Origin of the sequence: Bacillus sp. L381, assembly GCF_030284525.1 — a bacterium.
GTDB lineage: Bacteria > Bacillota > Bacilli > Bacillales > Bacillaceae > Bacillus > Bacillus amyloliquefaciens.
The window spans coordinates 2,200,665-2,219,843 of record NZ_CP127224.1 but is presented as its reverse complement, the minus strand read 5'-3'; the positions used below and the strand labels follow the sequence as shown (position 1 = coordinate 2,219,843).

The 19,179-nt window shown below is 45.2% G+C and carries 20 protein-coding genes and 1 riboswitch; of the genes, 18 read left to right on the top strand and 2 right to left on the bottom strand.

The features are described from left to right. Positions 1-7: 7 nt before the first annotated feature. Entirely contained in the window at positions 8-1,585 is a 1,578-nt protein-coding gene (serA, locus tag QRX25_RS11135) for a phosphoglycerate dehydrogenase (RefSeq protein ID WP_212098343.1), read from the bottom strand. A 207-nt stretch (positions 1,586-1,792) separates the two neighbouring features. Then, positions 1,793-1,927: riboswitch (FMN riboswitch) on the top strand. A gap of 147 nt (positions 1,928-2,074) precedes the next feature. On the opposite strand from serA, the gene fmnP reads away from it, so the two are divergent. After that, entirely contained in the window at positions 2,075-2,647 is a 573-nt protein-coding gene (gene fmnP / locus QRX25_RS11130) for a riboflavin transporter FmnP (RefSeq protein WP_013352713.1), read from the top strand. 137 nt (positions 2,648-2,784) lie between these two features. Here the strand turns inward: fmnP and QRX25_RS11125 are convergent, their stop codons facing one another. Further along, a complete protein-coding gene (locus QRX25_RS11125; RefSeq protein ID WP_003153403.1) occupies positions 2,785-3,033 on the bottom strand; it encodes a ferredoxin in 249 nt (82 codons plus the stop codon). Between the two features lie 269 nt (positions 3,034-3,302). Here QRX25_RS11125 and QRX25_RS11120 point away from each other — a divergent pair, with 269 nt between their 5' ends. The 17 genes from QRX25_RS11120 (at position 3,303) to fni (ending at position 19,150) form a co-directional block, all read left to right on the top strand. Continuing rightward, positions 3,303-4,361 carry a YpbB family protein gene (locus QRX25_RS11120; protein ID WP_212098340.1) on the top strand — a complete coding sequence of 353 codons (1,059 nt, stop codon included), beginning with the start codon at positions 3,303-3,305 and terminating at the stop codon, positions 4,359-4,361. Beyond that, positions 4,354-5,844 (top strand): RecQ family ATP-dependent DNA helicase, encoded by a 1,491-nt coding sequence (locus tag QRX25_RS11115; RefSeq protein ID WP_212098337.1) that lies wholly within the window; start codon positions 4,354-4,356, stop codon positions 5,842-5,844. The genes QRX25_RS11120 and QRX25_RS11115 overlap by 8 nt, the downstream gene beginning before the upstream one ends. A gap of 14 nt (positions 5,845-5,858) precedes the next feature. After that, positions 5,859-6,446: a CPBP family intramembrane glutamic endopeptidase gene (locus QRX25_RS11110; RefSeq protein ID WP_212098334.1), complete on the top strand. Its 588-nt coding sequence runs from the start codon at positions 5,859-5,861 to the stop codon at positions 6,444-6,446. After that, a complete protein-coding gene (locus tag QRX25_RS11105) occupies positions 6,424-7,200 on the top strand; it encodes a LysM peptidoglycan-binding domain-containing protein (protein WP_212098331.1) in 777 nt (258 codons plus the stop codon). The genes QRX25_RS11110 and QRX25_RS11105 overlap by 23 nt, the downstream gene beginning before the upstream one ends. Before the next feature lie 63 nt (positions 7,201-7,263). After that, positions 7,264-7,722 (top strand): YpbF family protein, encoded by a 459-nt coding sequence (locus tag QRX25_RS11100; RefSeq protein ID WP_013352708.1) that lies wholly within the window; start codon positions 7,264-7,266, stop codon positions 7,720-7,722. Positions 7,723-7,808: 86 nt separating this feature from the next. Continuing rightward, on the top strand, positions 7,809-8,597 hold the full coding sequence (locus QRX25_RS11095) for a metallophosphoesterase (protein WP_212098328.1): 789 nt from the start codon (positions 7,809-7,811) through the stop codon (positions 8,595-8,597). A gap of 151 nt (positions 8,598-8,748) precedes the next feature. Then, positions 8,749-9,333 carry a genetic competence negative regulator gene (locus QRX25_RS11090; protein WP_065981782.1) on the top strand — a complete coding sequence of 195 codons (585 nt, stop codon included), beginning with the start codon at positions 8,749-8,751 and terminating at the stop codon, positions 9,331-9,333. Between the two features lie 161 nt (positions 9,334-9,494). Then, positions 9,495-10,769 carry an NAD-specific glutamate dehydrogenase gene (gene gudB / locus QRX25_RS11085; RefSeq protein WP_065522848.1) on the top strand — a complete coding sequence of 425 codons (1,275 nt, stop codon included), beginning with the start codon at positions 9,495-9,497 and terminating at the stop codon, positions 10,767-10,769. A 105-nt stretch (positions 10,770-10,874) separates the two neighbouring features. Then, on the top strand, positions 10,875-11,858 hold the full coding sequence (locus QRX25_RS11080; RefSeq protein ID WP_212098325.1) for a YpdA family putative bacillithiol disulfide reductase: 984 nt from the start codon (positions 10,875-10,877) through the stop codon (positions 11,856-11,858). 98 nt (positions 11,859-11,956) lie between these two features. Then, positions 11,957-12,613, top strand: a complete 657-nt coding sequence (gene prsW, locus QRX25_RS11075) for a glutamic-type intramembrane protease PrsW (RefSeq protein WP_065981780.1) — start codon at positions 11,957-11,959, stop codon at positions 12,611-12,613. 132 nt (positions 12,614-12,745) lie between these two features. Next, on the top strand, positions 12,746-13,615 hold the full coding sequence (gene sleB / locus QRX25_RS11070; RefSeq protein ID WP_065981779.1) for a spore cortex-lytic enzyme: 870 nt from the start codon (positions 12,746-12,748) through the stop codon (positions 13,613-13,615). Between the two features lie 24 nt (positions 13,616-13,639). Then, positions 13,640-14,989 carry a germination protein YpeB gene (gene ypeB / locus QRX25_RS11065; protein ID WP_115997581.1) on the top strand — a complete coding sequence of 450 codons (1,350 nt, stop codon included), beginning with the start codon at positions 13,640-13,642 and terminating at the stop codon, positions 14,987-14,989. 87 nt (positions 14,990-15,076) lie between these two features. Then, a complete protein-coding gene (locus QRX25_RS11060) occupies positions 15,077-15,733 on the top strand; it encodes a flagellar brake protein (protein ID WP_115997580.1) in 657 nt (218 codons plus the stop codon). Between the two features lie 46 nt (positions 15,734-15,779). Continuing rightward, complete coding sequence (locus QRX25_RS11055) at positions 15,780-15,956, top strand: YpfB family protein (RefSeq protein WP_212098318.1); 177 nt, start codon at positions 15,780-15,782, stop codon at positions 15,954-15,956. A 79-nt stretch (positions 15,957-16,035) separates the two neighbouring features. Beyond that, positions 16,036-16,710, top strand: coding sequence for a (d)CMP kinase (cmk, locus tag QRX25_RS11050; RefSeq protein WP_045510976.1), 675 nt, complete (start codon positions 16,036-16,038; stop codon positions 16,708-16,710). A gap of 227 nt (positions 16,711-16,937) precedes the next feature. Further along, on the top strand, positions 16,938-18,086 hold the full coding sequence (rpsA, locus tag QRX25_RS11045; RefSeq protein ID WP_065981776.1) for a 30S ribosomal protein S1: 1,149 nt from the start codon (positions 16,938-16,940) through the stop codon (positions 18,084-18,086). Positions 18,087-18,100: 14 nt separating this feature from the next. After that, the gene (fni, locus tag QRX25_RS11040) at positions 18,101-19,150 is read left to right on the top strand and encodes a type 2 isopentenyl-diphosphate Delta-isomerase (protein WP_065981775.1); all 1,050 of its coding nucleotides are present in this window, start codon (positions 18,101-18,103) and stop codon (positions 19,148-19,150) included. Positions 19,151-19,179: the final 29 nt, after the last annotated feature.

The window sequence follows — 19,179 nt, the reverse complement described above, 5'->3', positions numbered from 1 at the left end:
TTGTCTGTTACGGAAGGTCAATCAATTTAACTGACACAATATCCTGAATTGAAGCCAGCTCATTGACGACTTTATCATCCAGGTGTTTATCAAAAGAAAGCATCATAATGGCTTCTCCGCCTTTTTCTTTACGGCCTACCTGCATGGTGGCGATATTGATATCGTTATCGCCGAGGATGCGTCCGACGCGTCCGATTACCCCAGTCGTATCCTGATGCTGGATATATACGAGGTGGCCGGCAGGGTGTAAGTCAATATTAAAGCCGTTCAGTTCAACGATTCGTTCACCGAAGTGAGGGATATACGTAGCCGTTAACGTAAAGGTGCTCCGGTCTCCGGTCACTTTTACGCTGATGCAGTTATCATATCCTGTTTCATTGGAGGAAATCTTTTCGCTGAAGCTGATACCGCGTTCTTTTGCGACACCGCCGGCATTCACTTCATTGACCGTTGAGTCTACACGCGGTTTTAAGAAGCCGGACAGCAGGCTTTTTGTAATAAACGATGTTTCAAGTTTGGCGATGGTGCCTTCATATTGAATCGCAACATCCTTGACGGGTTCCTTCATACATTGTGACACGAGACTTCCGATTTTATCGGCAAGTTGGTGATAAGGCTGAATTTTTTTGAATTCATCCTTCGTCATCGCTGGCAGGTTGATCGCTGACATGACAGGCAGGCCTTTTGCAAACTGAAGCACTTCTTCAGAAACCTGCGCCGCAACATTGAGCTGTGCTTCTTTCGTTGAAGCGCCTAAGTGAGGTGTGGCAATCACTAACGGATGGTCAGGAAGTTTTGATTCAACAGGCGGCTCGACTTCAAACACGTCAAGCGAAGCGCCTGCGACATGCCCGCTTTCCAGCGCTTCCAAAAGCGCCGCTTCATCAATGATTCCGCCTCTTGCGCAGTTGATCAGGCGGACGCCTTTTTTCGTTTTGGCGATGGTCTCTCTATTAAGCAGTCCTTTTGTTTCCTTTGTTAAAGGGGTGTGAACGGTAATGATGTCCGCGCTTTCAAGCACTTCTTCGAAGGTCCGGCTGTTTACCCCGATTTTGCCGGCTCTTTCTTTGGTTAAGAACGGATCGAACACATGAACCGTCATACCGAACGCTCTGGCGCGCTGGGCGATCTCGCTTCCGATCCGGCCGAGACCGATAATCCCCAGAGTCTTTCCGTAGAGTTCCGCCCCAACAAAAGCCGTCCGGTTCCATTCTCTAGATTTTACTGAGATATTGGCTTGCGGGATGTGTCTCATTAATGAAGAAATCATCGCGAATGTATGCTCTGCCGTTGAAATGGTGTTTCCGTTTGGCGCATTTATCACGATAACTCCATGTTTTGTGGCCTCATCGATGTCGATGTTATCCACCCCGACACCGGCTCTGCCGACGATTTTTAAAGAGGTCATTTTTTCAAACAATTCTTCGGTTACTTTCGTGGCACTGCGGACTAACAGGGCATCAAAGGTATGTAATTCATCTTCTGCATCCGCGACGTTTTTTTGAACAATTTCTATAAAGTCTGATTCCATCAGCGGCTTTAAGCCGTCATTGCTCATCTTATCTGAGACCAAAACTCGAAACATTGTTAGATTTCCTCCTAGTTTAGCTGACTAAATATCTGATAATTTATCATATTCTCAATAGAGTGTCAATGCGTATTGACGCAGTAAAGGAGAAAAGGAAAGCGATCATTCAGATAAAAAATGAGCTTCGCCAATATTTTATATAAAATTGAGCAGTTCGCTATACAATTGCAATATGATCATATATAATGTGAATAAATTCATAAGATCAATCTTCGGGGCAGGGTGAAATTCCCTACCGGCGGTGATGAGTATCATACTCTAAGCCCGCGAGCTGCTTCGGCGGCAGGATCCGGTGAGATTCCGGAGCCGACAGTATAGTCTGGATGGGAGAAGATGGAGGTTCAGCAGACGTTTTGATGCTTATATCAAACGTTTCTTTGCCAAGCCTTAGTAAACTCCCGCTTTTTTATAAAAGCGGTTTTTTTATTGAGGTGTAAAAGAACCTTTCCTCTTTTCGAGAGATTTGATCGAAAAGGAGAGAGCATTGTGAAAGTGAAAAAATTAGTTGTTATCAGTATGCTTAGCAGTATTGCCTTTGTGCTTATGCTGTTAAATTTCCCGTTTCCGGGTCTGCCGGATTACTTGAAAATTGATTTCAGTGACGTTCCTGCAATTATCGCCATTTTGGTTTACGGGCCTGCGGCGGGGATTGCGGTTGAAGCAATTAAAAATATTCTGCAGTATATCATTCAAGGAAGCATGGCCGGCGTGCCTGTCGGGCAGGCGGCCAATTTTATCGCGGGGACGCTGTTTATACTGCCGACGGCGTTTATGTTTAAAAAACTCAAGTCTGCAAAAGGGCTTGCGGTGAGCCTGCTGGCCGGAACTGCGGCGATGACCGTGCTGATGAGTATTTTGAACTATATTCTCATCCTTCCCGCGTATACTTGGTTTTTACATTCACCGGCACTGTCAAACAGCCAGTTAAAAACGGCGGTTGTTGCAGGAATTCTGCCGTTTAACATTGTGAAAGGCATTATCATCACCATCGTCTTTACGTTCATCTTTACGAAGCTTAAACCTTGGATTGAGCAAAAACGCAGCGTTCAAACACAATAATGACTGAAAGCGTCCGCCTCGTAAAACACAGGCCGGGCGCTTTTTTCGTTTGTTGGATCGGCAAAAAAATAAGACTCCGGCCGATAACAGCCGAAGTCTTATTCACGTATAAAGCTCCTCTCACGGGGAGGGCTTTTTTATTCGTATTTCAGCGGGTCGCCTTCAAACGGTTCATCCGCAACTTTGATTGAATCAGTAGGGCATCCTTCAAATGCGTCAATCATATCTTCTTCCAGCACTTCCGGAACTTCGACGACACCTTTATTTTCGTCAAGCGTAACGAATGCAATGCCTTCATCATCATAATCATAAATGTCTGGTGCCGCAGCTCCGCAAGCGCCGCATGCAATACACGTATCTTTATCTACGATTGTGTACTTTGCCATGAAAAAAACCTCCCAGATTGTTCGTGTTGGAACAAATGGTTTACCTTATATATATTTAAATATAACACCTATTCCTCTTACTTATTGTAATGATGTTGGTGTCAAATTTCAACAGAAAAATGATTGAGAATGCTTATCACATAAGGGATTCTCTATAGCACTTCCCCCTAAAAGATGACTTTAAACGTCAAATTTATATGAAAATCTGTTAAAATAAAAAGAACAAAAAAACGAAACTTGTTGAGAAAAGAAATGTAGGTGTGTTTAGATTGGCGATAAACTACTTTGATACCGTGGTTCTCGACTGTCTGGACAAAATAGACGGCGAACGGACTCCGAGTGCTGTGTTTCATTTATTAAAAGGAAAAAAGTCGTCTCAAACCATTCAGGATGCCGGTTTATTTCAGATCGCTAAATATTTCGGCATGGCTTCACAGTGCGAACGCGGCGATATTGCTGCTTCGATGCATAAACTCACCGGGGACTCATACATTACAGCCGGAAAAGAAGAGGGAACATGGAAAGTGACTGCACGCGGCGTTCAAACGCTTGAACGGGCGTTTGCCGAGCGGCCTTGGCCGAAGCACTGCCACGGCGCGAATTATCAAACGCCGGCCGTCATCCTGTGGAAGCGGCTTTCCCTGCTCATTCAAGTCCTGTCAAACAAAGAGCATCAATACAGTCAATATATCCCGGTTACAAACGATGTACAGACGCTGAGATGGGTCAAACGGTTTATGCAGAGAACCAGAGATGTCAAAGAGCTCTCCGTCCAAATGCATGACACGCTGTTTCAGCTTCTGCAAGGCGTGAGTGAACGGCAGGCACTTATTTTCGTCTATTCTCTAACCTCATTCGACAGAATCGGCAGCACGAATAAGCAGCTCGCTCTTCAGCTGAACGAAGATGAATGGTATGTGTCCGTTCAGTTTTGGGGAGCGGTACATTATGTTATTCAATCGCTTCCGCAATGTGCACATCCAGCTCTGCGCGAACTGTTGTCTGACCTGCAAGCGGAAAGCGCGCTCACGCAGTCTGCCAGAAAAACCTATGAGCTTTTGGAAAAAGGGTTTCCGATTGAACGGATCGCCGCGGTCAGAAATTTAAAAACCGCCACAATCGAAGATCATATCGTAGAAATATCGCTGCATCAGCCTGCATTTTTTATAGAACAGTACATTTCTAAAGAGGAACAGCGTATGATAACGGCATTTGCAAAACAGCATCAAACGAATAAAATTAAACGGATTCGCGAAGGAATGCAGATGCGCTTCAGCTATTTTCAGATCAGGCTGGCGCTGACAAAGACGGTGAAACAGCATGACTGAGCTGCACAAAGCTTTATACCAGAATTTTGGTTTGCATTCGTTTAAAAAAGGGCAGGAAGAAATCATCACCAGCGTGCTTCAAAAAAAGGATACGATTGCCATGCTTCCGACAGGCGGGGGGAAATCATTATGCTATCAGCTTCCGGGTTACATAATGGACGGGCTGGTACTGATTATTTCACCTCTTCTTTCATTAATGGAAGATCAGGTGCAGCAGCTGAAAGCGAAAGGAGAAAAGCGGGTTGCGGCATTAAACAGCATGCTGAATTCTGACGAGCGGCATTTTATCCTCAGCAACATCAGCCGTTACAAATTTCTTTATATGTCTCCTGAAGCCCTCTCGTCACCTTATGTGCTGAACCGTTTGAAAAACGTCCCGGTCAGTTTATTTGTCATTGATGAGGCTCATTGCATATCAGAGTGGGGACATGATTTCAGGCCTGATTATTCAAAGCTCGGACCTTTCAGACAAGCACTCGGCAAGCCGCCTGTATTGGCGCTGACCGCAACAGCGACGAAAGAAACGCTCAGGGATGTGACGGATGTGCTCGGACTTGAGCATGCGGTGCGCCATCTATATTCGGTCAACCGGCCGAATATTCTCTTGGCGGTTGAACATTTGGCTGATAATGCCGAAAAAATCAGCAGGGTCACAGAGCTTGCTGAAAAGCTCGAGGGCCCGGGCATCGTATATTGTCCGACCAGAAAATGGGCGGAAGAGCTTGCGGCCGAGCTAAACGAAAATACGGGAAAGCGGACGGATTATTATCACGGGGGAATGGATACAGGAGACAGGATATTAATTCAGCAGCAATTTATCCATAACCAGCTTGATTGCATTTGCTGCACCAATGCGTTCGGCATGGGTGTGGATAAGTCTGATATCCGCTTTGTTATTCACTTTTATCCTCCCCAAACGGCCGAGGCCTTTATGCAGGAAATCGGAAGAGCGGGCCGCGACGGCAGACCGAGTGTCAGTATTTTGCTGAGAGCGCCGGGCGATACCGAGCTTCAGCAGCAGATTATTCAGACAGAAAGTTTGTCCGATTACGACCTGGAAGGTATTCTGACCGTCATACGGGACGCCGGTACGAGCGATGAGCGAAAGCTTCGGGACGTTCTGATAAGTAACGGCGTTCAGGAAACACAGGCGCGAACGGCCATCCACCTGTACCTGCAAGGAAAAACCACTAAAGAGCAGCTGCAGGAAGAACTGACATACCGCGTGGAAAAAAAGCTGCATAAAATGAACCGTTTTTCGGCGTTATTGGAGCGGAAAGAATGTATAAGAGAAGCGCTATTAGCTTACTTTGATGAATCGTATGAGCCTGAAGGTCAAACCGGGCAATGCTGCAGCAGCTGCGGAATTGATCTGGCCCCATACGAGCAAAAAGGAGAACGGAAAAACATGGAGCGGTTTGAAGATTGGAAGCTGGAATTAGACCGGATTTTCGGTTTAGAGTCTGCGGGTGAGTTCAGCTGAAACGGCAAAGCGAATTGATCCATCAGCTCTCAGACCGGGAGATTGTTATACAGCTTTATGCCACCCAATTGCTCATATTGGCGGCTTCTGCTGTCATCGGCTTTTTCTGTTTCACCGATGTTCACGATTTTTTAAAGCTGTGGCATATACGTGACGATAATATCATATGGTACGGTGTAACTCTTGCTGTCCTTGTCATTTTTGCCGATCTGGCGGTGATGAAATGGTGTCCTTCGCATTTATATGATGACGGCGGTATTAATGTATTGCTTTTTAAGAAAAGGCCGGTATTGCACATTTTGTTTTTGACGCTTCTCATTGCGTTCAGCGAAGAGATTTTATTCAGAGGCGTTCTGCAGACACATATCGGCTTATGGGCGGCCAGTTTTATTTTTACCGTGCTTCATTTCAGATACTTGGCGAAATGGCTTCTGTTTATTATGGTTGCGGGCATCAGTCTTTTGCTGGGGCTTACCTATGAATGGACCGGCAATTTATTCGTTCCGGTTACAGCACATTTTATTATTGATGCGGTATTTGCCTGTCAGGTCCGTTTTCAATATGTTAGGAGGGGTTTGCATGACGGAAATGTCAAGAGTTGAAAGAAAAAAAGCTCAGCAGCTGCGTGCCGAGCAGCAGATTGCCGCGGCCGCGGATGAACAAATTGAATATCTTGAAGACAGCCTCCCGACAAGACAATCTGTAAAAGAGGAGCGTAAAAAAAAGGAAGAGCAGGTGAAGGAAAAAACCAAAACAAAAACGCCGCTGTTCACTTTTCTGGCCGTCCTGTTTATTGTTGTGACAATCGGTGTCTTTTTCGGTCTTCTGTATATGACAAACAGCAGCAGATTTGACCCGAAGGATTATGAAGATGTCTTTATAGACCACAGTGAAAGCGCGCCTGCCGTGATTCCGAAAGCGGACGTGCAGAAAGAAACATCAGAAACCGCTCTTTTAAAAAAGCCGGAAAAAAAGTCTGAGGACAAAGAAAAGAAAGAAGCGGCTCCATCTGAAAAAACGAAAGAAAAACCGAGTGAAAAAACACCGAAAAAAACGGAAACAGCTTCAGAAAAACAGGTAAAGCCGACAGAAACCGAATACGCGGAGACAAAACAGCAGTCTCCGCCGGCTGTCCGTGAAAAGCGAGTTCCGGCTGCCGGCAGTGATCAAGCGGAGACCGTCCAGCCAAAAGTGCGGACCGTCCAGCATACCGTCCAGCCGAAAGAAACGCTTTACCGCATTTCAATGAAATATTATAAAAGCCGTGCGGGCGAAGAAAAAATCCGCAGTTACAATGGGTTAAACGGAAACGATGTGTATACAGGCCAGGTTCTGAATATCCCGCTTTCCGAATAAATACATATTTTCACCGCGGTTTTCATATAGTGTACCAATGAAAACGGACAAGGTGTGAAACGAATGGATTCTTTATGGAAGCAATTAGACCGATTTGCTGACGGACCGACGAAACAAATGCTTCAGGCGCTGGTTAAACGGAAATTAAAATACGAAAATTATGCCAAGCAATGCCGAAGATGGCAGTGGGCGTCCCTCGTTTGCTTTTCCCTAATGTGCGTACTGCTGATTTTTAAAAGCTTCAATGCTCCCCAAGCTTCTCCGCAGCTGATTCTGCAGGAAATATTAGGCCATACGGTTTATTTGTGCTGGATTATGGCTTCCGCTTTTGCGTATTGCACTTCTTATTATTTTAAAAAAAAGGAAGAAAAAGCCGAGGGTGAATTTCATAAGCTGAGATGTGAAATTATCCAAAAAAGCACGGATTTATGGCCCCAGCCGGAAAAATGGGGAGCGAGAGAATCTGTTTTTCACCTGATGAAACATCGGTATGATATCAATCTTTATTTTGAAAGCAAATAAAAAGAGGCGTTTTCCGGAAAGGATAGAAACGTCTTTTTTTGTTTGTCCGTCTAATGTAAGACAATGACAGAATGGAGAGTGCGTTTATGAAGCTTACAGCGGGAATTCTTGGCTCATTGGCGGGAGCGGCTGCGGTTATGGCGGCCGTCATGTACAAAACGGCAAACGGCAGCCACCTGAAAACACATACATTTATGCTTGATAAAATGAAAGGGATGAAGCCGCTCACCATCTTTTTTATATCTGACGTGCACCGCCGTTTAATTGATGAAAAGCTTCTCCGGGAAGTATCAGTTTATAAGCCGGATGCCGTTTTACTCGGCGGTGATTTGGCGGAGGGCGGAGTTCCATACGCCAGAATCGAGGAAAACATCAAACGTCTGACTGCTCTTGCGCCTGTTATTTATGTGTGGGGAAATAATGATTACGAGGTCAGCCAGCAAAAATTGCTTTCTCTTTTTCAGGCATATAAAGTGATCCCGCTGAGAAATGAATCGGTTCAGTTTGTTTATAAAGGGGAAACCGTTACGATCTGCGGGGTGGATGATATCAGAATGATGATGGATGATTACGAATCTGCAATCAGACATACGGACGAAAACAAAGTAAACCTTCTGCTATGCCATAACCCGGACATCCATGAGCAGATGAATGAGACTGACGGAATTGACGCTGTGTTCAGCGGCCATACGCACGGCGGCCAAATCCGTTTCGGCCGGTTCGGGCCGTATGAATTGGGCAGGACGGGAACGGTAAAGAAAGCGCATTACCTGATCAGCAACGGCTACGGGACGACAAAAGTTCCGCTGAGGCTCGGAGCGAAACCTGAGACGCATATCATCACCCTGTGCGGACCGGATGAGCCGTTTTCCTGAAACAAATCCGGCCGAGGTGATAAAAAACGGCATTCTGCTTGTCTTCCCGCTGTACACGGTGTAAACTGATAACAAATTAAGAACCTATGACTCATTTATTCATATACTGTGTTATATGATTTGTGTGCAAGAAGAGGCAGGAGGGAACATTATGCGGCTTGAGCGTCTGAACTATAATAAGATTAAAATCTTTTTAACCCTCGACGATCTGACTGATCGGGGACTTACAAAAGAAGACCTCTGGAAGGACTCGTTTAAAGTCCACCAGTTATTTAAAGATATGATGAATGAAGCAAATACAGAGCTCGGCTTTGAAGCGAATGGTCCGATCGCGGTGGAAGTATATTCTCTTCAGGCACAAGGCATGGTTGTGATTGTAACGAAAAATCATGACGCGGACGCAGAAGACGACGAATATGACGACGATTATATCGAGATGCAGGTCAAACTTGACGAAAGCCCGGATATTATTTATCAGTTTCATTCGTTTGAAGATATCATTCAGCTTGCCGGGAGCCTTTATCGCATCGGTATTACCGGCGGAACCGTCTACCACTATGAGGACCAGTACTATGTAAGTCTTGAAGACCTCGGCTCCCGTTCTGCAGAAGGCGTTGTCGCGGTGCTGGCCGAATACGGGCACCCGGCGACGATTACGATTTACAGGCTCCATGAGTACGGAAAACTCATCATGGACGGCAATGCTGTGGAGACCATCGAGAAACATTTTTCATAAAAAAAGAGACGAAACGGCAGCTGTTTTCAGCGGCCGTCTTTTTTTAAGCGAAATAATGGAAAAATCATTGTCTTTCTTCTATGCACGGAGATATTGAAGGTGTATACTAGTCACTGAAAGGGAGCATGAGAGAAACAGAAGATTTTAGGAGGTTAACTCAAATGGCAGCCGATCGATTCACCGGTCATAATGAAGAAGACAAACATGATGTATTAAAATCAACCCAAACCGTAATACATAAAGCTCTGGAAAAATTGGGGTATCCAGAAGAAGTGTATGAACTGCTGAAAGAGCCGCTCAGATTATTAACGGTTAAAATTCCGGTTCGGATGGATGACGGGTCTGTGAAAATATTTACAGGCTATCGTGCGCAGCACAATGATTCCGTAGGTCCGACAAAAGGCGGTATTCGTTTTCACCCGAATGTAACTGAAAAAGAGGTGAAAGCACTTTCTATCTGGATGAGTTTAAAATGCGGAATTATTGATCTTCCTTATGGCGGTGGTAAAGGCGGAATTGTTTGTGATCCGAGAAATATGTCATTCAGAGAGCTTGAAAGACTGAGCAGAGGATACGTCAGAGCAATCAGTCAGATTGTCGGACCGACTAAAGACGTCCCGGCACCTGACGTATTTACAAACTCGCAGATTATGGCTTGGATGATGGATGAATATTCAAGAATTGATGAATTTAACTCACCCGGCTTTATTACGGGAAAACCGCTTGTACTGGGCGGATCCCACGGCAGGGAATCAGCTACAGCAAAAGGCGTCACCATCTGCATAAAAGAAGCGGCCAAGAAAAAAGGTCTTGATATTCAGAACGCGCGCGTTGTCGTACAAGGTTTCGGAAACGCGGGCAGCTATCTGGCTAAGTTTATGCATGACGCCGGCGCGAAAGTTGTCGGAATTTCTGACGCGTACGGAGGTCTTTACGATCCGGACGGTCTTGATATTGATTATCTGCTTGACCGCAGAGACAGCTTCGGAACAGTGACGAAGCTTTTCAATGACACCATTACGAATCAGGAGCTGCTTGAGCTTGACTGTGATATACTTGTCCCGGCAGCGATAGAAAACCAAATTACAGATGAAAACGCTGACCGCATTAAAGCGAAAATCGTGGTAGAGGCGGCAAACGGACCGACGACACTGGAAGGAACGAAAATCCTGACAGATAAAGGAACGCTGCTTGTTCCCGATGTTTTGGCGAGCGCCGGCGGTGTAACGGTTTCTTATTTCGAATGGGTTCAAAATAACCAGGGCTTCTACTGGAGTGAAGAAGAAGTCGAAGAAAAACTGGAAAATATGATGGTAAAATCGTTTAATAATATTTATGAAATGTCCCAAAACCGCCGGATTGACATGAGGCTTGCGGCTTACATGGTCGGCGTGCGGAAAATGGCGGAGGCTTCGCGCTTCAGAGGCTGGATATAAACCAATCGTTTGCATAAACAAAAAAAATCTCCTATGATGATATAGGAGATTTTTTATATGAGTGGAAACTTATGATGGAAATGCCAATCGCAGGAGTTGAAGGACATGACAGAAGAAAAAGCAATTATAATAGGCGGAGGTCCTTGCGGATTATCGGCGGCTATACATCTGAAGCAAATTGGCGTGAACGCCCTTGTAATTGAAAAAGGAAATGTCGTAAACAGCATTTATAATTATCCGACACACCAAACGTTTTTCAGTTCAAGTGAAAAATTAGAAATCGGCGATGTCGCCTTTATTACGGAAAACAGAAAACCGGTCAGAATTCAGGCTCTCTCGTACTACAGAGAGGTTGTCAGAAGAAAAGAGCTGCGCGTAAACGCCTTTGAAACGGTGGAGCGCGTGACAAAGCAGGAAGACGGCCGTTTTCTTGTAGAAACGTCAAAAGACCGCTATCTCACTCCGTTTTGTATTATTGCGACAGGATATTATGATCATCCGAATTTTATGAACATACCGGGTGAAGAGCTTCCTAAGGTGTTTCATTACTTTAAAGAAGGCCATCCTTATTTTGATAAAGATGTTGCCGTAATCGGCGGGAAAAATTCAAGCGTGGACGCGGCTTTGGAACTGGTGAAGTCCGGCGCGCGCGTCACGGTGCTTTACAGAGGGAATGAGTACTCCCCGAGCATCAAGCCGTGGATTCTGCCCGAGTTTGAGGCCCTCGTCAGAAACGGCACGATCCGGATGGAATTCGGCGCTTGTCTTGAAGAAGTGAGGGAAGATGAGATCATTTTCCGCTCAGGCCGGAATGAGACGGTCAGGCTGAAAAACGATTTTGTATTTGCCATGACGGGATATCATCCGGATCACGGTTTTCTCGAAAAAATCGGTGTCCAGATTGATGCAGAATCAGGCAGGCCGTTTTTCCGGGAAGAAACGATGGAAACAAATGTTGACGGTGTTTTTATTGCCGGAGTCATTGCGGCAGGAAATAACGCCAATGAAATTTTTATCGAAAACGGCCGTTTTCACGGCGGCTTGATCGCAAACGAAATTTCCAAACGGCTGGGCGCAGAGAGCATATGATTATTCATATGCTCTTTTTTTTTTAGAAATTGGAAGATGTAAAAATATGAACAACATGGTACGATAGATATAGGAATATAAAGGAAAGAGGTTGCCTGATGTTTGCAATCATCTCTGCAGGAATCGCTCCCGGCATTGCGCTGTTAAGCTATTTTTATTTAAAAGATCAGTATGACAATGAACCCGTACATATGGTGCTGAGGTCTTTTTTTCTCGGAGTTGTACTTGTGTTTCCGACCATGTTTATCCAATATGTTCTTGAAAAAGAGCATGTAGGGGGAGGAAGCTTTTTCGTTTCCTTTTTGTCTTCGGGTTTTTTGGAAGAATCGGTGAAATGGTTTGTTCTGATGATCAGTGTGTACCCGCATGCTCATTTTGATGAGCATTATGACGGAATCGTTTACGGGGCCAGTGTGTCGTTAGGCTTTGCCACACTTGAAAATATTCTCTATTTATTCAGCCACGGTGTTGAACATGCTTTCATCAGGGCGCTTCTGCCGGTCTCCTGCCACGCGCTGATCGGGGTGATTATGGGATTTTATCTCGGAAAAGCCCGCTTTTCACAGAAAAAAGCCCGCGTCAAGTGGCTTGTGATTTCGCTGGTCGTGCCTTCATGTCTGCACGGTTCTTACGATTTTATTCTGACCGCCCTCAATCATTGGGTATATTATATGCTGCCGTTTATGCTGTTTTTATGGTGGTTCGGGCTGCGGAAGGCAAAAAAAGCACGTTCCGTCAATATGATTCAAGTGTGAAGAAACTGCGCATCGCGTGCGGTTTCTTTTTTTTATGCCTTGACGGGGGATAAGAAGGAAATGGTGTATAAAAATAACCGCGTGACAGACAATACGGGTACAGTTTAAATTTTGCTGAGGAGGCTTGAAAAGATGAAGTGCAAAGGAGCGTTTATGGCATGTCTCATTCTATTTTCTTTCGCTGCCGCTTTTTTTGAACATGAAACGGCCCATGCGTTTTCAAATCAAGTGATTCAAAGAGGCGCGACTGGTGATGATGTTATAGAATTGCAGGCACGTCTTCAATATAACGGATTTTATAATGGAAAAATCGATGGTGTTTACGGGTGGACCACATACTGGGCCGTACGAAATTTTCAGGAGAAATTCGGTATGAAGTCGGTTGACGGTCTCGTCGGTGCAAAAACCAAACAGGTGCTGATTTCAAAATCAAAATATTACCGCGAATATGTAATGGAGCAGATTCAAAAAGGGAATACGTTCACCCATTACGGCAACGTCCCTTTAAAAAACCAAACGAAACCGTCAGCTGGCGCACAGAAGCCGTCGGCGGGAACGAGTAAGCCTGCTCAAAAACCGCAAAACAATACAGGCGGTCAGTCAGATCAAAAGCAAAACACGACAGCGGCCAATATGCCGGGCGGTTTCTCAAACAACGAAATCAACCTTCTGGCGCAGGCTGTGTACGGGGAAGCGCGCGGTGAGCCGTTTGAAGGACAGGTTGCCATCGCGGCTGTCATTTTAAACCGTATTAACAGCCCGTTATTTCCGAATACGGTGGCCGGCGTCATTTTCGAACCGCTCGCTTTTACCGCGGTTGCCGACGGCCAAATATATATGCAGCCGAATGAAAGAGCAAAAGAAGCGGTTCTTGATGCGATTAACGGCTGGGACCCTTCTGAGAACGCGCTTTATTATTTTAATCCTGATACAGCGACAAGCAAATGGATTTGGGGACGGCCGCAGATTAAAAGAATCGGAAAACACATTTTCTGTGAGTAAAAGTACGAAAAATGAGGTGTTAACATGATTAGAGGAATTATTATCGCTGTTCTCGGTGTCGTGATCGCCGCAACCGGATACTGGGGTTATAAAGAGCATCAGGAAAAGGATGCGGTCCTTCTGCACGCGGAAAATAATTATCAGAGGGCTTTTCATGAACTGACTTACCATGTTGATCAGCTTCACGACAAAATCGGGACGACGCTTGCCATGAACAGTAAAAAATCTCTGTCTCCGGCGCTCATTGATGTATGGAGAATAACATCTGAAGCTCATAACAATGTGAGCCAGCTGCCGCTGACACTTATGCCTTTTAATAAGACGGAGGAGTTTTTATCCAATATAGGAGATTTCAGCTATAAAACATCCGTCCGGGATTTAGATCAAAAACCGCTTGATAAGAAAGAATATACGACATTGAACAGCCTGTATAAACAGGCGGAGAACATTCAAAACCAGCTTCGCAGCGTTCAGCATCTCGTCATGAGCAAAAATTTACGGTGGATGGATGTTGAAATGGCGCTCGCTTCTGACAAAAAACAAAGTGATAATACGATCGTCAACAGTTTTAAAACAGTCGAAAAAAACGTAGGCGCTTTTTCTGAAGACAACACCAGCCCAACGTTTACGGCCGCAAATACAGAACGAAAAGGTTTTACTCATCTGAAAGGCAAACAAATTACAGAAAAAGAAGCGGTAAAAATCGCGGAACGGTTTGCGCCTGATCATAATTATTCCATTAAAGTGGTCAAGAGCGGCCGGAAGACGAATCGGGATGTATACAGCATCCGCATGAATGATGCCGATCAAAAATCTTTGATCTATATGGATATTACCCAAAAAGGCGGACATCCGGTATATTTAATTCAAAAGCGGGCCGTGAAGAAACAAAAGATCAGCCTTAATGAAGCATCTAACCGGGCCGTCGCGTTTTTAAAGAAAAACGGTTATGAAACAAAAGATCTCGAAATTGATGAAAGCGCGCAATATAATAACATCGGCGTCTTCTCTTTTATTCCCGTTGAGAAAAACGTCCGCATATATCCGGAAGCCATCCGAATGAAAGTGGCGCTGGATGACGGTGAAGTCGTCGGTTTTTCCGCGCGTGATTACCTGGCCGCGCATCACACGAGAACGATTCCGACTCCGGCTTTATCGGCTGATGAAGCGAAAGCGAAGCTGAATAAAAATGTTGAAGTGCGGGAGACGCGGCAGGCACTGATCACGAATGAACTCGGTCAGGAAGTGCTTTGCTACGAAATACTCGGGACGATCGGGAAAGACACGTTTCAAATGTTCATAAATGCGGACGATGGCAAAGAGGAAAAAATAGAAAAACTTAAAAGTGTAGAACCTATATATAAAGACCTATAAAAATAAAGGAGGAAAGGACTAAAAGTCTTTTCCTTTTTTTCATTACATGCTTTAATAAAAGCATAAATAATGAAAGAGTGAAGGCCCATGATAGCTGTCGGAGATTATATTTGGATTGAATACATAGAGAACAATGAGCCAAAAAAAGCGAGGAGCAAGGCTGTCAGCATTGAAAACGGCGAACTGCACATCTCATACCCCGTCGATCTGGATTCGGGACGGACGGTCTTTTTACACAAAGGACTTGAGATAACAGCGGAATTTATGGGAAATGGCCAAGTGCCGTATCAATTTAAAAGCATAATCAAAGGAAAGAAAAAAGATCCTATCCCGATGATCGGATTGGAAATCCCTCCTAAAAAGGAAATGAAGCGGATTCAAAGACGCCGGTACGTCCGTGCAGACGCTGTATTGAATGTATCCATCAAAATAGAAGCGAAAAAAACCGCCTTTCAAACGGTTTCCTCTAATATCAGCGCCGGCGGAATCGCAGTTGTGATCCCTGAGCATATTTCCGTGGAACCGGGTGAAAAGCTGTATGTCTCATTCTCTCTTCCGGGTAAGGAAAATACAGACGATATATCAGCTGAAGCGGTTACCCAGCGGTTTTTTTATGATGAAAAGGCGGATAAACAAAAAATGACGCTTGAATTTACAGAAATCGATGCCGGATCGCAGCAGCAATTACTCCAATACTGTATGCGCGCGCAGCTGCAGCAGAGAAGAAACAGTCTGCCGGAATAAACGGCAGCGTAGTTTTCCATACTAATCCTAACGGAGGTGCGCGTGTATGAAAACGTTTGAACGTCTGCTGGTCAAATTGGTCTGCATTCAGCTCGTTATTTTGGGCGCGGTACAGTTTTTGCTTCATTATCAGCCTATTGAACCTTATATTTCGAAAGCCGTGAAATATGAGGGAGTTGATAAAATGGATAAAAAAGAATGGATTGAGACGATAAAGCGGTAAGTCAGCTCAATTTTTTTCGCCCTTTTTCGGGCAGTTCATGATACAATCCATAGAGGAGTAAAGAGCAAGGAGAGAGATTATGGACAAGAAATTATCAATTGCGATCGACGGTCCGGCGGCTGCCGGAAAAAGCACCGTTGCTAAAATAGTGGCTGAGAAGAAATCATACGTGTACATTGATACAGGAGCGATGTATCGTGCCATTACATATACGGCGCTCAGGCAAAATGCCGAATTAACGGATGAAGCCGCGCTCACAGAGCTGTTAAAGCATACGAAGATTGAGCTTGTATCCGCTCCGGAAGGACAAATCGTTCTGGTAAACGGAGAAGATGTGACAGAAGAAATCAGAAAAGACGAAGTCAGCAACCAAGTATCCATCGCCGCCAAGCATAAAGGCGTCAGAGAAGAAATGGTGAAAAGACAGCAGCAGCTCGGAGAAAAAGGCGGCGTCGTCATGGACGGCCGTGATATTGGGACTCACGTGCTGCCTGATGCGGAAGTGAAAATTTTCCTGCTGGCGTCCGTAGAGGAAAGAGCGAAGCGCCGGTTTGAAGAGAATAAGAAAAAAGGCTATGACGTGAATTACGAAACGCTCATTGAAGAAATTGCAAGACGCGACAAACTCGATTCAGAGAGGGAAGTTTCCCCGCTGCGCAAAGCGGAGGACGCGATTGAAATCGATACGACGTCACTCAGCATTGCCGAAGTCGCAGGAAAAATTCTGGAGATCGTTGAACAGAAATCACGTTAACTTGGCCGTAGCGCATTTTGAATTTTTTTCTTAAGAACAAGATGTTATTGCTTGACAAACCAGTCCTTTTATTAGAAGTTAATACTAATAAAACTTTTTATTGATCATTCAAAATCTTTTTGGATGATTCTTTAATACATATTCGGCTGAAAAGCGGACATTCACATGTTCAGCTTTCAAACCGTTTTAATTAAGCTGTGTAGGTTTGGACCAAGGAGGTTATTCAAATGACAGAGGAAATGAATCAAATTGATGTTCAAGTGCCAGAGGTTGGAGATGTAGTAAAAGGGATTGTGACAAAGGTAGAGGACAAGCATGTAGATGTCGAAATTATCAATGTCAAACAGTCCGGAATCATTCCAATCAGTGAATTATCAAGTCTTCATGTAGAGAAAGCATCGGATGTCGTAAATGTTGACGACGAGCTTGACCTGAAAGTAACAAAAGTGGAAGACGATGCTTTGATTTTATCTAAACGTGCCGTTGATGCTGACCGCGCTTGGGAAGACCTTGAAAAAAAATTCGACACAAAAGAAGTGTTTGAAGCTGAAGTGAAAGATGTGGTGAAAGGCGGTCTCGTCGTTGATATCGGCGTTCGCGGCTTCATTCCCGCATCACTTGTCGAAGCTCATTTCGTCGAGGATTTCACTGACTATAAAGGGAAGACCCTCTCTCTTATCGTCGTTGAACTTGACCGTGATAAAAACCGGGTGATTCTGTCACACCGTGCTGTAGTAGAAAAAGAACAGACAGCCAAAAAACATGATTTTCTCCAAACGCTTGAGGTTGGAAGCGTTCTTGAAGGAAAAGTACAGCGCCTGACTGATTTCGGCGCATTTGTCGACATCGGCGGAATTGACGGACTCGTTCATATTTCGCAGCTGTCTCATTCACACGTCGAAAAACCGTCAGACGTGGTGGAAGAAGGTCAGGACGTAAAAGTGAAAGTATTGTCCGTAGACCGCGATAACGAGCGTATTTCTTTATCTATTAAAGAAACGCTGCCGGGACCTTGGAGCCAGATCGGCGAAAAGGTAAAGCAGGGAGATGTGCTTGAAGGAAAAGTGCAGCGCCTTGTAAGCTTTGGCGCCTTCGTTGAAATTCTTCCGGGCGTGGAAGGTCTTGTGCACATTTCACAAATCTCCAATAAACATATCGGAACGCCGCATGAAGTGCTGGAAGAAGGACAGACTGTTAAAGTGAAAGTCCTTGACGTGAACGAAAGCGAAGAACGCATCTCCTTAAGCATGCGTGAGCTTGAGGAAGCGCCGAAAGCCGATCAGGAGGACTTCCGTCAATACCAGGCGAAAGAAGAGCCGAGCACCGGCTTCCAGCTTGGCGATTTAATCGGAGACAAGCTCAATAAATTAAAATAAATTGGTGATAAAACGTGACACGAGCAGAACGAAAAAGAGAACATATAAATCATGCGCTGTCTACCGGCCAAAGCCGGGAAACGGGGCTTGATGATATTACGTTTGTTCATGTCAGCCTGCCAGACCTTGCATTGGAAAAAGTGGATATCTCAACGGAAATCGGCGGACTCACAAGCAGTTCGCCGATTTTTATCAATGCGATGACAGGCGGCGGCGGACAGCTTACATACGAAATTAACAGGTCACTGGCAAGAGCCGCCCGAAAAGCCGGCATACCGCTTGCTGTCGGTTCGCAAATGTCAGCCTTAAAAGATCCCTCTGAACGGTATTCTTACGAAATCGTCAGAAAAGAGAATCCGGACGGGTTAATATTTGCGAATTTAGGCAGCGAGGCGGACGCCGAGCAGGCGAAAAGGGCGGTTGATATGATTGAGGCGGACGCCCTGCAGATTCATTTAAATGTGATTCAGGAGATCGTCATGCCTGAAGGCGACAGAAGTTTTACGGGTGCTCTCCGCCGTATTGAGCGGATTGCAGATGAAGCGGGTGTGCCCGTTTTCGTTAAAGAAGTCGGCTTCGGCATGAGCAGGGAATCGGCACGGCAGTTATTTGATGCTGGGGCGGCGGCAGTTGATGCCGGCGGATACGGCGGGACAAATTTCTCTAAAATAGAAAATATGCGCAGAGAGAAGGCGCTTCAATTTTTTAATACGTGGGGAATTTCCACTGCAGCCAGCTTAGCGGAAATCCATTCGCTTTCTGTTGATCAATCAATTATCGCATCCGGAGGGCTGCAAAGTGCGCTGGATGTCGCTAAAACGATTGCCCTCGGCGCTTCTTCTGCGGGAATGGCGGGCATTTTCCTGAAAGCTCTCACCTCAAAAGGAGAAGAGGGTCTGTTTGACGAGATGACGGCGCTGTTGCAAGAGCTGAAAATGATTATGACCGTCCTTGGGTGTCAATCGGTTGCCCAATTGCAAAAGGCGCCTTTGGTCATAAAAGGTGACACACATCACTGGCTTTCTGAACGGGGAATTGACACATCCCGTTTCAGCAGACGTTAAAAGGCATGCGGACCCGCATGCCTTTTTTT

What these genes read in the sequence shown, in the direction of transcription:
- cmk (WP_045510976.1), top strand. Translation starts at nt 16,036, where the DNA reads ATGGACAAGAAATTATCAATTGCGATCGACGGTCCGGCGGCTGCCGGA.
- QRX25_RS11105 (WP_212098331.1), top strand. Translation starts at nt 6,424, where the DNA reads ATGACGGAAATGTCAAGAGTTGAAAGAAAAAAAGCTCAGCAGCTGCGT.
- QRX25_RS11060 (WP_115997580.1), top strand. Translation starts at nt 15,077, where the DNA reads ATGATAGCTGTCGGAGATTATATTTGGATTGAATACATAGAGAACAAT.
- ypeB (WP_115997581.1), top strand. Translation starts at nt 13,640, where the DNA reads ATGATTAGAGGAATTATTATCGCTGTTCTCGGTGTCGTGATCGCCGCA.
- QRX25_RS11095 (WP_212098328.1), top strand. Translation starts at nt 7,809, where the DNA reads ATGAAGCTTACAGCGGGAATTCTTGGCTCATTGGCGGGAGCGGCTGCG.
- gudB (WP_065522848.1), top strand. Translation starts at nt 9,495, where the DNA reads ATGGCAGCCGATCGATTCACCGGTCATAATGAAGAAGACAAACATGAT.
- QRX25_RS11055 (WP_212098318.1), top strand. Translation starts at nt 15,780, where the DNA reads ATGAAAACGTTTGAACGTCTGCTGGTCAAATTGGTCTGCATTCAGCTC.
- QRX25_RS11115 (WP_212098337.1), top strand. Translation starts at nt 4,354, where the DNA reads ATGACTGAGCTGCACAAAGCTTTATACCAGAATTTTGGTTTGCATTCG.
- QRX25_RS11080 (WP_212098325.1), top strand. Translation starts at nt 10,875, where the DNA reads ATGACAGAAGAAAAAGCAATTATAATAGGCGGAGGTCCTTGCGGATTA.
- QRX25_RS11125 (WP_003153403.1), bottom strand. Translation starts at nt 3,033, where the DNA reads ATGGCAAAGTACACAATCGTAGATAAAGATACGTGTATTGCATGCGGC.
- rpsA (WP_065981776.1), top strand. Translation starts at nt 16,938, where the DNA reads ATGACAGAGGAAATGAATCAAATTGATGTTCAAGTGCCAGAGGTTGGA.
- serA (WP_212098343.1), bottom strand. Translation starts at nt 1,585, where the DNA reads ATGTTTCGAGTTTTGGTCTCAGATAAGATGAGCAATGACGGCTTAAAG.
- QRX25_RS11090 (WP_065981782.1), top strand. Translation starts at nt 8,749, where the DNA reads ATGCGGCTTGAGCGTCTGAACTATAATAAGATTAAAATCTTTTTAACC.
- prsW (WP_065981780.1), top strand. Translation starts at nt 11,957, where the DNA reads ATGTTTGCAATCATCTCTGCAGGAATCGCTCCCGGCATTGCGCTGTTA.
- sleB (WP_065981779.1), top strand. Translation starts at nt 12,746, where the DNA reads ATGAAGTGCAAAGGAGCGTTTATGGCATGTCTCATTCTATTTTCTTTC.
- QRX25_RS11100 (WP_013352708.1), top strand. Translation starts at nt 7,264, where the DNA reads ATGGATTCTTTATGGAAGCAATTAGACCGATTTGCTGACGGACCGACG.